This window comes from Shewanella psychrophila, from assembly GCF_002005305.1.
Lineage (GTDB): Bacteria > Pseudomonadota > Gammaproteobacteria > Enterobacterales > Shewanellaceae > Shewanella > Shewanella psychrophila.
Genome location: NZ_CP014782.1, coordinates 3,556,908 through 3,572,562 on the forward strand (window position 1 = coordinate 3,556,908; position 15,655 = coordinate 3,572,562).

At 44.9% G+C, this 15,655-nt stretch carries 7 protein-coding genes; all 7 read left to right on the forward strand.

The window, feature by feature from the left end:
• Positions 1-8 precede the first annotated feature (8 nt).
• The 7 genes from sps_RS15270 to sps_RS15300 all read left to right on the forward strand — a co-directional run bounded on the left by sps_RS15270 (position 9) and on the right by sps_RS15300 (position 15,644).
• Positions 9-485, forward strand: a complete 477-nt coding sequence (locus sps_RS15270; RefSeq protein WP_077753312.1) for a TadE family protein — start codon at positions 9-11, stop codon at positions 483-485.
• Between the two features lie 2 nt (positions 486-487).
• Positions 488-955, forward strand: coding sequence for a TadE family protein (locus sps_RS15275; protein WP_077753313.1), 468 nt, complete (start codon positions 488-490; stop codon positions 953-955).
• Between the two features lie 326 nt (positions 956-1,281).
• Positions 1,282-9,936, forward strand: a complete 8,655-nt coding sequence (locus sps_RS28865) for a retention module-containing protein (protein ID WP_077753314.1) — start codon at positions 1,282-1,284, stop codon at positions 9,934-9,936.
• Positions 9,937-10,045: 109 nt separating this feature from the next.
• Positions 10,046-12,220, forward strand: coding sequence for a type I secretion system permease/ATPase (locus sps_RS15285; protein ID WP_077753315.1), 2,175 nt, complete (start codon positions 10,046-10,048; stop codon positions 12,218-12,220).
• On the forward strand, positions 12,217-13,599 hold the full coding sequence (locus tag sps_RS15290; protein WP_077753316.1) for an HlyD family type I secretion periplasmic adaptor subunit: 1,383 nt from the start codon (positions 12,217-12,219) through the stop codon (positions 13,597-13,599). The genes sps_RS15285 and sps_RS15290 overlap by 4 nt, the downstream gene beginning before the upstream one ends.
• Positions 13,600-13,629: 30 nt before the next feature.
• Positions 13,630-15,045 (forward strand): TolC family outer membrane protein, encoded by a 1,416-nt coding sequence (locus sps_RS15295; RefSeq protein WP_077753317.1) that lies wholly within the window; start codon positions 13,630-13,632, stop codon positions 15,043-15,045.
• Entirely contained in the window at positions 15,045-15,644 is a 600-nt protein-coding gene (locus sps_RS15300; protein WP_077753318.1) for an OmpA family protein, read from the forward strand. The genes sps_RS15295 and sps_RS15300 overlap by 1 nt, the downstream gene beginning before the upstream one ends.
• Positions 15,645-15,655 lie beyond the last annotated feature (11 nt).

A 15,655-nucleotide genomic window follows, 5' to 3' on the forward strand; every position in this document is an offset into this window, starting at 1 on the left:
AGCAATATATGAATGTAAGTCGGCAATTCACTTTGAATTCAACTAAACAAAAGGGGGTTGCAGCCATTGAGGCCGTCATTGTTTTGCCCATTATCATCTTTATTATGCTGGCAGTAATCGATTTTGGCCGTATCATGTATGTATCGATTACCACCACCAACGCCGCACGTGCAGCAGCCGGCTATGCAGCGCAAAGTACCAATCTCGTCATAGACACATCTGGAATCAAGGCCTCTGCACTTTCGGAAGCTAGCGATCTCATTAGCGATGCCTTTAACTCAGATCCCGTAGCTGTAAGTTCGAAACGTGTGTGTAAGTGCCCAGGTAGCAGCAGCGAAGTCTTTTGTACTAGCAACTTATGCACGGGTCAGGTTCAGATATTTGTAGAAGTAACGGCAACTCGCGACTTTCGTACCGTCGTTTCTTATCCACTCATACCCAATCAACTTGTAATAAGCAGAACCGCTACCATTAGGGCGCAATAGCGATGAAAAGATATCTACAATCAAATCAACTCAGCTACAAAAAGATTAGCAAGTTCCAAAAAGGTTTAGCTGCGGTAGAAGCTGCAATTGTCGCTCCCATATTTTTTCTCATTCTATTTGCTATTCTCGATGGTGCCAGGATGATATACGCTTACGGAGCCGTTGCTCATGCAGCTCGAGAAGGTGTGCGTTATGCTGTAGTCAGAGGCGCAGAAGCAGGTGATGACCTACGTAGAGTAGGAGACTCACCGACTACCGATGCGAAAATTGAGGCTCACGTATTGCAAAGGGCACAGCCTCTGGAGCGAATACGAATAACCACCACATGGGAGGAAGACGCGAATCAACTTCGGGATCAAGGTGCCGGTAAAGTTGTGGAAATACAAATTGAGCACGATTTCGAACCAGTTACCCCCTTCTTACCAGCGATTACATTATCTAGCACATCTCGAACAGTGATCTATTTTTGACACTTACTATACCTGACAACATTTGACTAACTATTTTCGATTACAAGAAGTGCAAAATTGAACTAGAAACCCAGTCCAAAAAGCTATGCACCCTAGCGCCCAGTAAACACATAAATGCAACATTAAACACGACTAACCGACACCCAGCAATTTAGAAGCACGTAAAACTATCGAGTTACACACAAATAGATATTCAAACGTCAACAAATTGACCCTAACCACCACATGGGTTAACATTTGTGATCCTATTGTAGGTATATGCCGCCGATGTTGGGTAAAGGGTTTACCAGAGCTGCACTGTTAACGTTATTCGCTTGGAGTTAAGAATGAAATCTTTAGTCACCACACAACACGGACAAGTTTTAATTGCTAATGGAGAGGTCACCGTAGAAGTAGATGGTGAGAATCGACCAGTGGTATCAGGCGAACAACTCCCAATTGGCACGGCATTATTTTTAGAAGACGGCGCAGAGCTTGAGATCGCCTATGAAGATGGTACAAGCTTCTCCAATCAAACTGAGCAGATTGAAGACTCTGAAGTGGCTGATACTGACACGTCTGTCATAGACGAAATCCAAGCTATTCAAGCTCAAATCGCAGCAGGAGAAGACCCAACTCAAGGGCCCGATACCGCAGCTGGTGCCGGTACAAATGGTAATGAAGGTGGTGACTTTGTATCGTTAGGACGTAGCGGTGATGAAACTTTAGCAGGCTCAGGTTTTGACACATCTTTCGGTGCACCTATTAATGTAAATGCGACATTAACGGCTAACCTTTCTCTAGCTCAAACAGATAATCAAACAACAGATAGCTTTAAAATAGCCCAATTCACCGATAATTTTGTCAATGGTGTAGCTTATACAACATCTTCAGGACTGAGTGGATTCACTGGCGATATGGGAGCTGATGGCTCATTCGCGTACAACCCTGGAGACACCATCACCTTTAGTATTGGCGATGTCATCATTGCCAGCTTTAGTGCCGATGTCATTCAAGGCACCATTCTTTTCCTTCAGGATATTGCCGGTACATCACTTTCAGATAGCAACATGAACTATGTTGAAAACATGGCTATCTTCTTACAAGCTTTGGATAACGACCTCAGTGATGGAACCGACGATGGTATCTTACAGACTAATAGCCTAGTCAACCTAGATGCTAGCTACACGTCTAACATCAATATTATTGCAGCGATTCATGAAGCATTAACGGGTTATATCGACCCCACTACTGGTCAACCATTGAACCTAGCAACTGCGGGTAAAGAGATGTTATCTCTCGTACTGGCTGACCTAGGTATCATCTTCACTCGTGACTCAGAGTTTGATCCGAGCGGTGCGAATACCTTCGAGACTCTGGCAATGGAGCATGTTGCCGACACTATCGATGACTTAGCCGGTGATCGCGGCCCGGTAACTGCAGACGATCGTACCGCAGATATACTTGATGTGCCTGGCGGGCTAATTACCTACAACTACAATGAATTAGATGGAAAGATCACCTTTTCAGCCAATGATCTACTGGCGGGCGCTTCGGGTCAGCAGGTAACTACTGAAAATTTAGTCGTTAAAAATGTACAGCTTAATGCTGACTTCGCCGACATAGGCACACTTGTCGATCTTGGAAACGGTAATTACGAGATAATTCTCAATGCTGGTATCACTCAATATGACTTAGAAGGTCTAAGCATCGATTACCGTGTTGAAGATTGGACCGCCTTCAGAGAGATCACTTCGGCAACACAAGATCAGTTTAAATCACATCTATCGGCAGATATTCCAGATGTATTTGAGCATGATGGATTCAACCAGTTTACCTTAAACAGTGAACTGACCTTCGCTGATGATCAACGATTAGAAATCAACTTTACCAGTGAGAGCATGAGTGAGCAGCTTGGTTTTCCCATTGCTGAATACGCCGATGATTATCTAGTACCACTAGAATATTCGAATGATGGTGGCCTCACTTGGCAAACCATGACAGTTACATCTGTTGACTATAGCGGCAGTATACCTCGTCCTATTTTTGGCTTTGTCTTAGAGTCTGGAAATGACAGTGTCATCATACGTGTACCTATCTTTGATGATGTAGCTATAGAACCTACCGAGTATTTCATTGCCGAAGTCACAGGTGAAAATGTCTACGATGAAACACTGCAATTTGCCATTTTTGACAATGATGCCGATGGTTCAAGCCTCCCCCAAATAGATATTGATTATGTTATCGTGATCGAAGGGATGGAAAATGCTGTATTCACCCTCACATTGAGTGAGGCAAGTACAGAAACTGTTACCGTTAACTACAGTACAGAAGAGCTTTCAGCACTATTTGGCGAAGATTTCATCTCTGTATCAGGCACCGTAACCTTCCTTCCTGGTGAAACAACCGCCTATATCACTGTACCAATTGTTGATGATTTAATCATCGAAGATAGTCCTGAGTTTGCAATTATCAACCTGACAGACCCAGTAAATGCTGCACTCGTCGATGCCCAAGGTACTTTACGTATCTTCGATAACGATGGTCCATCAAATACAGCAGTAAGCATAGATATCGACCCTATCACCGGTGATAATTTAATTACCGATGCTGAGGGTAATCAAGCGATAACTGTCACAGGTACAGTTTCGGCCGATGCCTCTATTACTGTTGGTATAGTGATCCTCACGATTAATGGTCAAACCTATCAGACAGAGATGAATGCCGACGGCACCTTCTCGATTGAAGTTGCAGGATCTGAGCTAATTAATGATCCAGATACCATTATAGAGGGGATTGTATATGGCTTTGGAGCAGGCGGAGCACAAGGTACTGCAAATACAACTGAAAACTATGATGTCGAGTCCATATTAGCTAATGACAGCAACACTATCGATGAAGATACTGTGGCAACTGGTAATGTATTAGATAACGATTCAGACATAGATAATGACCTTTCCGTTGTCAGCTTCGAAGTTAATGGTGATACATACACTACAGGCACAACAGTTCAACTTGAAGGCGGCTCACTGATCATCAATGACGATGGCACTTACACCTTTACGCCAAATGAAAACTGGAACGGCTCAGTTCCTGTCATCACTTATACAACCAATACTGGTTCTACCGCGACACTCACTCTTGAAGTCACCCCAGTCGATGACCCGAGCGTACTCGTCAATGACAGCAACACTATCGATGAAGATACTGTGGCAACAGGTAATGTATTAGATAACGATATAGACATAGATAATGCTCTAACCGTTGTCAGCTTCGAAGTTAATGGTGATACACACACTACAGGCTCTACAGTTCAGCTCGTTGGTGGCGCATTGACCATCAATGAAAATGGCACTTATACCTTCACGCCAAATGAAAACTGGAACGGCAACGTGCCAGTAATCACATATACAACCAATACTGGCTCAACTGCCGAGCTGACCATCATAGTTAATAATGACAACACAGATGCCACCGATGACCAGCAAACTATAGCTGAAGACACAACAGCCATAGGAAATGTGCTTGATAATGATGAAAGCGAAAATACCGAGATCACTAGCTATACCATCGATGGCTATAATGGCCCCCTACAGTCAGGAGAAGGCGCTGAATTAGAAAGCGGTGTTTTTTATCTAAATGCTGATGGTAGCTACGAATTTACACCTTGGGAAAATTGGAATGGTACAGTCCCCGTTGTCACATACACCACTAACACAGGTGAAACCGCAACACTTGAAATAAATGTAACATCACTTAATGATGCCCCAACAACAAATGAGCTCACTATATCCGGTGAGGAAGATGCGGCTAGTATAGCCATATCAACTTTAAGCGGTAATGATATTGATGGCTCAGTGACGAGCTTCATCATTGACTCATTACCTGATAACGGCACTCTAATGTTAAATGGTGTAGTCGTAGAAGTTGGCGCAATAATCTTGGCAGAAAATGCTGCCGACCTCACTTTTGTTCCCAATGAAAATTGGTATGGAGAAACAAACTTTACCTACCACTCGGTAGATAATGAGGGACTAGCAGACATAACTCCTGCGACAGTTAATATCACTGTCACTCCAGTGAACGACACCACCACCATTGGCGGCGACATCACGGGCTCAGGCGCAGAAGATGGCGCGGCTATCACAGGCCAGCTCACCGCAACCGATGATGACGGCCTCACCGATGGCACCATTTACAGCGTAACTGGCGCGGCCGGTAACGGCGCCGCCAGCATCGATGCCGCAACTGGCGAGTGGACTTACACCCCAACGGCTGATCACAACGGCGGCGACAGCTTCACCGTCACCATCACCGATGATGATGGCAACAGCGTCACTCAAGTGATCAACGTCACCGTCACCCCAGTAGTGGATATCCTAGCCCGATACCATCAACACCCGATGAAGACACCCCAAGGTGTACTGAACCTGCTCACCAACGACAGCTTCGAAAATGCGGATGCTGAAGTCACCGCCTTTACCCAAGGCGCAAACGGCACGGTGAGCATCACCGCAGCCGGTGTGGCGACGTACACCCCTGCCGATAATTTCCATGGCAGCGACAGCTTCACCTATACCGTGACGTCCGGCGGCGTTGAAGAAACCATTACCGTCACCGTCAATGTCGGTGAAGTGAATGATGATGTAACAATCACGTCGACTACCAACACTCGAGTCTCAGAGGAAGGTTTAACTGACGGTCTAGTTGATGACACCGGTAATACAGATACGACGAATGAAGTCGCAGCAAGCGGTATTATCAGTATTGAAGATGTTGATGGTGATGCTTTAACAGTTTCACTTTCAGGCCCAGCAGCATTAACTTCAGGTGGTGAAACGGTTCTGTGGTCTTGGGATTCTGGCTCACAAACTCTTACAGGTTTCGTCGGTACACCAGGTGAAAATTCATACCTTGAAGTAATGTCTGTAGCGCTTACGGCTCCTGCAGGTAATACGCCTGGAGATTGGGGTTATGATGTAACCTTACTCGCTCCAGTCGATCACACAAATACAAGCAGTGAAGATAACATCTCATTAGACTTTGGCATTTCAGTCAATGACGGGGATGGCTCTACAACCAACGGAAACTTTACCGTTACGATTGAAGATGATGCTCCGGAAATTATCGATTCAGCTGCAGAAGTTGTTACCGACATAGATATTCCAGACAGCTTGATTGGTGAATTCTCGCTCACGGGCCAAAGTGGAAATTCTAGCTCAATCGATTTCGATGGCTTCACTATCACAGCTCGTGGATTTACATCTTCTACAGATTCAACATTGATTAATGCCAGCGTCAACAGTACCAGTAATGGCATTGGCGTTAACAGTGTGGGAGCGCCTTATCATAATATCTCCAACGAAATAGACTTCCGTAAGTTTGCCGATGGGTCTGAAGCCTCCGAAGAGATTGTCATCACATTAGATCCTGGCACCGTCGCTTATGGCGTAAACATTGAGTTTGCCAATATGTTTGGTGGGGAACTTGAAGTTGGTGTGGTTGAGTTTTATCGAGATGGCCAGCTAATCGCAACACAAACGTTTAGCTCAGATGCCTCAGATGGTAATTATGCTGCTGTCTTTGAAGTGCTTCAGGGGGGCTTCGATCAGCTCGTCATCAAGTCTACCGATAACGGGTTCAATGCCGCACACGGTGACAATAGCGATATAACAATCAAGTCTATTGAATTCCTTGGTACCGATGCACAAGCTATTGGTTATGCATCGGGAGAAGTCGATACCAATTGGGGAGCCGATGGTTTTGGCTCACTTGTATTAACGGGGAGTGATGAAAATGCTCTGCTGACTGCAAGTGGTGAAACGATTCTAATAACTCAGTCTGATAATACTATGCTGGGACAAACGGCCTCTGGTGAGCTTATTTTTAAAGTCGAATTCACCCCAGGGACTGGCCAGTGGGAGTTTTATCAATATCAGGCGATGCAAAGCCCATCTGACGGTCAGATTGACTTTAATGTGGTTGCCACTGATGGTGACGGTGACAGCGTTACGGGTCGCTTTGCTGTTTCACCCCACGTCGATGAAGCGCCTATAACAGCTGATGGTTCAACCTTAAGCACTGAGGATACAGGGCTAGTCTTGCAGTGGAGTGACTTCAACGTCAGTGACACAGATACGGCGAAAGCCAATCTATCAATCAAGGCGACAAACCTTCCAAACGCCGCTAACGGTAGCTTACAGTATCTCAACAATGGCTCTTGGGAGGCTGTTGGTATGTTATTGAGCTCGGCTATGTTTGATGCAAGCCAAGTCCGATTTGTTCCAAATGATAATCAGGCCGATGGTAATCAAGCTGGTATAGGTAACCGTGGTGACGCATTGGCTGAGTTTGATTATATTGCGACAGACGGAACTACGGATAGTAATGCCTCTACCGTAACTATTCATATTACAGCAGACGCAGATGCGCCAGACTTATCAGCCTCTGCTGACGACTTGGTTTGGATTGATAAGGCTCCAATAGATACCACAGTCCCTAGTAATGTTCAGGTTAATGATGAGGTGTTTGGCACTAACATCGAAGCGGTACTATCGGGCCAACATGTTGTCTCTGGTAATGAAAACTCGTTCATTGAAGGTAGTGAGAATGCTCTAAACTCACTTAGTGGGGGAACTGGCAACGATATATTGATTGGCGGTGCACAAGCTGACTCTTTGCATGGTAATGCCGGTGATGACATTTTCATCGGCGGCGGGGAAAATGATTCCATCTACGGTGGTTCTGGAACTGATACATCCATCTACTCGGGCAACTTTGCCGACTATACAATTACTAATCACTTTGATCATTCAGTAACGCCGTATCTATTAATCAATGATAGCCGTGGCATTGATGCCAGCTCGGTCAATACAGCAGACTTAGATGCGGGTGATCACCTATATGAAGTTGAGCGTTTGATATTTGCCGACGGCGTCTATGTCGTTGGTCCTGATGGCTCTCTGACTCAAGTACAGCTTAAAGAGATTCCACTAGATATTAATGTTGCTTTAACCGATAACGATGGAAGTGAAACGCTATCTGAAGTAACGATTAGCGGCGTGCCAAATGGAGTTTATCTATCGGCTGGAATCAATAATGGTAACGGTAGTTGGACACTAACGACTGCCGAGCTAAACGGTTTAAAGCTTCAAGTAGAAGAAGATTATGCTGGCGATTTTGAGCTAGCCTTAACAGTTAGCCTAACTAGCACTGAGTCAAGCAATAATGATTCCGAGATAAGTTCAGTACCGCTAAACATTTCATTGCGCGGCTATGTCCAAGACAATGGTTCATATGGCGATGACAATATTACAGGCACTGCAAATCATGATGTTATCGTCAGTGACTCTACTGGTATTCAAGTCGTTGAAGGTGAAAACTACAACATCGCCTTTATTCTTGATTCATCTGGCAGTATGGGAAGCAGCAATGTAAATACTGCTAAAGCTCAATTATTAGAAGTGTATAATACTCTAAAAGCTAGTGCAGCTGGTGCCCATGCCGGTGTAGTGAATATCCTACTTGTCGATTTTGATAGTGGTACTAAGGTTACAGTATCCGTTAACCTTGCCGATACTAGTGCAATATCTGATTTAGAAACGGCTCTTAGCACCATCAATAGTGGCGGTAGAACTAACTACGAATCAGCTTTTGAAACGGTTATAGATTGGTTTAACAATGGCGATGCGGCAAGTAATGTAGGCAATAACTTTACCTATTTCATTACGGATGGAGAGCCGAACAACTACGTCATAGATACACCAACAAGTGATATCAAAGTTATTGATTATATGGATAATCAGAACTATGACGATGGTCATCATGGTGTTGATCTTAACCTTAACGAATTAATTGCACTTTATAACTATCAAATAGGCCAAGAGTTAACTCACGAAGGGCATCTCATTATAGATACCGATGGAAATGTCTACAGCTGGGAAAGTGATGATCACCAATGGAGCTCTGATAATGAGGGAACTATTGCACTTGATGCCAATGGAAACTTTGTCGTTAAAACGATTGGTGAAGGTGGTAATGCAGAAGCAGAAGCTCTTGCAGCATTCGCTGTACTCAACACCATTTCTGAAGTTGAAGCTATCGGTATTGGCAGCGGAATTGATTTAGATGATTTAATTCCATATGACTCTGATGGCCAAGCCCATGCCAATATCAATGCATCTGATCTCGCCAACATCATTCTCGGTTCAGAACAAACGCTTATACAAGGTGATGATACCGTCGATGCCGCAGCTGGTAATGACATCATCTTCGGCGATTTGGTCAAGTTCGATAATATCGAAGGTCAAGGCTATGCCGCACTACAGAAGTATGTGGCACAAGAGACGAATCAGAATATCGCCGATGTTTCAGTAAAAGATGTTCATGAGTTTATCTCGGCCACCCCAGATCTATTTGACGTGTCTCGTACCGATGATGGCGAAGACACAATCTATGGCGGAGAAGGAAATGATCTCCTCTTCGGCCAAGGCGGTAACGATGTCCTTATCGGTGGCTTAGGAGATGACATCCTTATTGGCGGACTGGGTGACGATACTCTAACTGGAGGAACGGCTACAAATGACATAGGTGCAGATACCTTTGTTTGGTCTGCAGGTTCCACTGGCACCGATCATATTACCGATTTCAACTTAGGAGAAGATAAGCTAGATCTTAGCGACTTACTACAAGGTGAAAATACCGGTAATTTAGGGGAGTATCTGCACTTCACAGTGAATAACGGTACGACCACTATCGAGGTTGATGCGAATCATGATGGTAATGTCGGTCAGCTAATTGTTCTCGATGGTGTCGACCTATCAAATGCTTATGGTGCGACTGATGAGGCCATAATTAATGGTTTACTCGGTAGTAATGGTGAAGGTGCTCTGATCATTGATAACCAAAATACTGCATCATCTAGCCCAACCGTATTTGCCGATAATTCAGGTTCTGGATCAAATCCGCAACAAGAAGAGCAAATTCAACATCTAATTCCTTAAATAAAATTAAATCTAACAATGGCCTATAGCAATATGGGCCATTATGATTAATAATTTCATAATATAATTTCAATAAATTCTTAGCATCATCCTTAAGGATAAGTTTTAGGTGTCTGTAACTACTTCTCAGAAAACTGAGCAATGGGCTGTCTCTGCTTCACAAAGAGTCTCTGTCGACCCCTTGCTAGACAGTTTAGTCCTACTGACCGAATATTTCGGTAGCCCATGCTCCAGTGAATCACTGGCGGCAGGACTGCCCCTATCCTCTAGCGTCCTCACACCAGATCTGGTTCCTCAAGCAGCTGGGCGAGCTGGCTTAACGGCTAAATTAACCCGTAAGGGGCTGGATCAAGTATCGCCAATCTTCTTACCTTGTATCTTGCTGCTAAAAGATAAAAAAGCCTGCCTCCTCAGGGAGATAGATTTCGATAAAGACAGAGCCGTTATTCAATTGCCGGAAACTGGTGGTGAGCAGGTTTTATCCATAGAAGAATTAGAAGCGATCTACGTCGGTTATTTGTTTCTGGTCAAACAGCAATACCGTGGCGATATGGGTTTCGACGTTCACCAGCATGACACTGGCAGTCACTGGCTATTGCAAACCCTTAAAGATTCCGCGCCAATTTATCGAGACGCGTTGATCGCTTCGGTATTGGTCAATATATTCGCCTTAGTTTCGCCCCTCTTTATCATGAATGTCTACGATAAAGTGGTACCTAACTTAGCATTTGAATCTCTGTGGGTCTTGGCCATTGGCGCAGGTATTGCCTATATTTTTGACCTTATCATGCGACAACTGAGGGCTTATCTTATCGATGTCGCAGGTAAGAAGGTTGATATCATAGTCTCTTCACGGCTATTCGCTAAAGCCATAGGCATACCATTAGAGAAGCGCTCACCAAGTGTAGGTGGCATGGCGAAACAACTAGGCGAATTTGATAGCATTCGAGAAATTTTAACCTCTGCGACGATTACAACTTTGGTGGATCTCCCCTTCGCCATCTTCTTCATGATCATCATCTACGTTGTGGCAGGAGATCTCGCGATCATCCCGCTAATAGGCAGCATCATCATTATCGGCTATACCTTGATCGTGCAGCCAAAACTGAAAGCTGCGATAGAGGAGAGTAATAAATTTTCCAGCCTCAAACATGGCCACCTCATTGAATCTCTGGCTTCTCTGGAGTCAATAAAATCCAGTGGCGCTGAAGGCTTGGTCCAAAAGAGCTGGCAGCAGATGATAGGTCATACTGCAAACTGGCAGTTGAAGTCAAAGAAGCTATCTACTTCAGTGACTAACCTAGCCAACTTCACCGTACAACTTTCAGTCGTATGTGTGGTTATTTTGGGTGTTTATCGAGTAGCAGATAATGCGATCTCTATGGGTGGTATTATAGCCGCGGTTATCTTATCGAGCCGCGCAATCTCTCCAATGGCACAGCTAGCAGGCTTGATGACCAGAGGTAATCATACCGCCAGTGCTCTGCGCCAGCTAGATGAGATAATGACGCAGGAAGATGAGTTTGAAAACAAAGGACACCTAGTCAGCCGACAGCGACTGGAAGGCCAGATCAATGCCGATCATATTAGCTTCTCCTATCCCGGATCTGAAAAGCCGGTTCTGCACACCATGTCACTCAACATTAAACCCGGTGAACGCATAGCTATCATTGGACGTAATGGATCAGGTAAGAGTACCCTGGCTAAGATGCTTGTAGGCCTCTACCAACCTACAAAGGGAAGCCTTAGGTACGATGGGCTAGATTCGGCTCAAATACATCCCACAGACCTTCGTAGAAACTTTGGTTACCTACCTCAGGATATCACCCTGTTCCATGGTTCCATTAGAGATAACATCTTATTTGGTACCAGACAGGTCACAGAGCATCAACTCATCAGAGCGGTACAGCTTTCCGGAATCAATCTATTTACCGATCTGGAAACCGAAGGGCTAGATCAACAGGTTGGTGAAGGCGGTCAATCCCTCTCCCGTGGCCAGAGGCAGACTGTCGCATTAGCGAGAGCAACCTTAAATGATCCTCCAGTGCTCTTAATGGACGAGCCAACAGCCAGTTTGGATGCAAGAGCCGAAAAGCAATTTATTCGAGCGATGGAGAATGTCAGCCGCGATAGAACCTTACTGCTTATCACCCATAAAATGCATCTGCTTAAACTTGTTGATCGCATCATAGTCCTGGACCGAGGTCATGTCATCGCCGATGGTCCCAAAGATGAGGTTTTAGATAAATTGAGTAAAGGCTTACTCTCAGGGGCCTCGAAATGAGTAAGCATCTAACGACCCAAGATTTAGAGATGGTCGATGACGTATACGGCGCCATGATGACCGACGCACCGACTAGCCATAGATTGATCATCTGGTCACTCGCGGCCATGGGTGTTTGCTTTATATTCTGGGCCTATTTTTCCGAGCTTGATCAGGTTACTACCGGGATGGGAAAAGTTATTCCCTCCTCTCAAATTCAGGTGATTCAGAGTCTCGATGGCGGCATCATGCAGGATATGTATGTCAAAGAAGGCATGATGGTTACTAAAGGCCAGCCCTTAGTTCGCATCGATGACACACGTTTTCGTTCTGACTTTGATCAACAGGCACAAGAGGTTTACAGTCTGCAAGCCAACGTTGTCCGTTTATCTTCCGAATTATCCAGCATCACTATTACCAGTATGTCCGTCGACTGGAGAGAGCAGGTCAAGATAACCCCAAAGCCACTGCAATTTTCCGGAGAATTAATCAAGGAGGAGCCCGCCTTAGTTCAGCGTCAATCTAATGAATATTCTGGCCGATTGGATAGCCTGATTAACCAACTGGAGATTCTGGCACGCCAAATCCAACAGAAACAACAAGAGTCTAAAGAATTAGCTTCAAAGATTGACACACTCTCCAGAAGTTATCAGTTGGTTTCCCGCGAACTGGAACTCACTAGGCCCTTAGCCGATAAAGGTATTGTGCCTGAAGTCGAGTTGCTAAAAGTCGAGCGTGTAGTCAATGACATTCGAGGTGAGCTCGCTTCTCTTAGATTATTAAGACCTAAACTCAAGGCTTCTCAGGATGAAGCGATATTAAAAAGGCGTGAAGCCGTTTTAAATTTCGCAGCTGACGCCAGAACCCAGCTTAACGAACAGCAGACCAAGCTTTCTCGAATGAATGAGGCCCAGGTCGGTGCACAGGATAAAGTCAATAAAGCAGAGATAACCTCACCGGTCAATGGAACCATTAAAACCATTCACATCAACACATTAGGCGGGGTCGTTCAGCCTGGAATAGACATCATAGAGATTGTACCATCGGAAGATCAATTGCTCATTGAAACAAAAATATTACCGAAAGATATTGCATTTTTACATCCTGGCTTACCCGCCGTAGTCAAAGTTACCGCTTATGATTTCACCCGTTACGGGGGATTGAATGGCGTTGTAGAGCACATTAGTGCCGATACAACACAGGATGAAGAGGGGAACAGTTTCTATCTTGTAAGGGTTAGAACTAAATTATCAAGTTTGACCAAGGACGATGGCACTGAAATGCCAATTATACCAGGGATGTTAACTTCTGTTGATGTAATTACTGGGCAAAGATCCGTTCTAGAGTACATACTTAATCCAATTTTAAGGGCAAAAGATACGGCGCTCAGAGAACGCTAAGCCCAATAAAATCGACCTGGAGGGGTTAACATGAAAACCAGCACTATTCGGCAGTTAAAACGCAGCACTCTTGCGTTAGCCGTTGGCACGCTGATGCTACCAGCCTCGGCATTTAGCCAGACACTGGAGCAAGCTGTCGCGCATACACTAGATACGAATCCAGAAATTCGTATCGCCTTCAACCGCTTTAAAGCCAGAGAAGAGCAAGTAAACCAAGCAATAGCTGGTTATATGCCTACTGTAGATGTTAGCGGTGGTTATGGTTGGGAACAAACCAATAGCCCATCCACAAGAAGAAAGGCAGGCTTCGGTGAAGTCGATGATGAAGGTGTTATCGAGCTAGAACGTGGCGAGGCCGGCTTCAGCATCAAGCAGATGCTATTCGATGGTTTCTATACTTCCAGCGAAGTAGACAGATACAGCTTCGAGGCCAGCGCCGAGCAGTGGGCATTGTTTGCCGCGGCAGAAGACATGGCACTGGATGTCGCTAAAGTATATGTAAACTATATAAAAAGTGAGCAAGTTCTCACTCTGGCGGAAAAAAACCTGCTAAGTCATCAAGATATTTATGAACAAATCAAAGAGAGAACCGACTCGGGTTTAGGCTCTGTCGCCGATCTGTCTCAGATCACGGGTCGCCGAGCTAGGGCTAATGCTAATCTTATTTCGGCTAAGAATAATTTCTATGATGCCAAGGCTCAATTTGTGCGTGTGGTCGAGAAGCAGCCGGAAGATCTAATCGTACCAGTACCGGATGATGACATGCTCCCGGAAGATCTCGTTACCAGCGTAAAGTTGGCCCAAAGTAATCACCCGATATTGAAATCGGCAACCAGCGATATTAACGCTGCTGTAAATGAACGTGATTCAGCCTTATCTAACTACTATCCGAAATTATCATTAGAACTAGATGGTAACTGGAATAACAACTTGGATGGTGAAGACGGATTACCTGGCAGTACTTTTGGTGTAGACGTAGGCGGCCACAGTAATGACTTAGTTGCTATGGTCAGAATAAAGTACAACCTGTTCTCAGGTGGTAAAGATCGCGCCAGAGAAAGAGAAGCAAGCTACAAGATAGGTGAAGCCAAGGAGATCCGCGAGCGTGCTTATCGTCAAGTCGTCGAGGGTGTCAACCTAGCCTGGAATGCCTACGAATTATTAGTTCCGCAGAAAATGTATATTCGTGATCATGTGGTCGCCGCTAAAGATACTCAAGTCGCGTACAGCCAGCAGTTTAATTTAGGCCAACGCACCCTACTGGATTTACTCGATACCGAAAATGAGTTATTCGAAGCTCGTAAAGACTACCTCGAAGCTGAATACGACGAAATTCTATCTGAATACCGTATTTTAAATGCTACGGGTCGGCTACTCGAGTCTCTGCGAGTCACACGCCCGGATGTATGGCAAGGTGAGCGTAATTACGAAGGAGGAGTAAACTAATGAAAACCTTCATCACACTTTTAACCATCACCTTACTAAGTGCATGCTCAAGCATAGTAACTATGGATGGCAAAACGACACAGGTTCACGATCTTAACGATATGGACAAAGACGGTGTTATTGTTGCCCGCGAGCGCTGTAACGATACCGTTATGGGCGCAACTATTGATAACTATGGTTGCGGTAAAGTTAAGCCCATTCACGAACGTTCTGAACTAAAAATATTATTCGCCAATGACTCCTACTACATAGAGCCTATGTATTATGAGCAAGTTGAAGTCATTGCGAGTTTTATGAGCGAGTTCCCAAATACTGAAGTCACCATTGAAGGCCACTGTAGTAAAACAGGCTCCTATGACCATAACTTGACCTTGTCGCAAAACAGAGCCGATGCGGTGACTTCGCTATTGGCTGAACGTTACAGTATTGCATCTGACAGGTTAACCGCGATAGGTTATAGCTATGACCGACCAGTAGATGAGAGTGGCACCGATATGGCCCACACCCGAAATAGACGCGTTATTGCTGAAGTCACCGGAGAAGACACTACGGCTGATATGAAATGGCATATCTATACCGTTGATGAAGTAGTGGAATAGAGGCATTAACT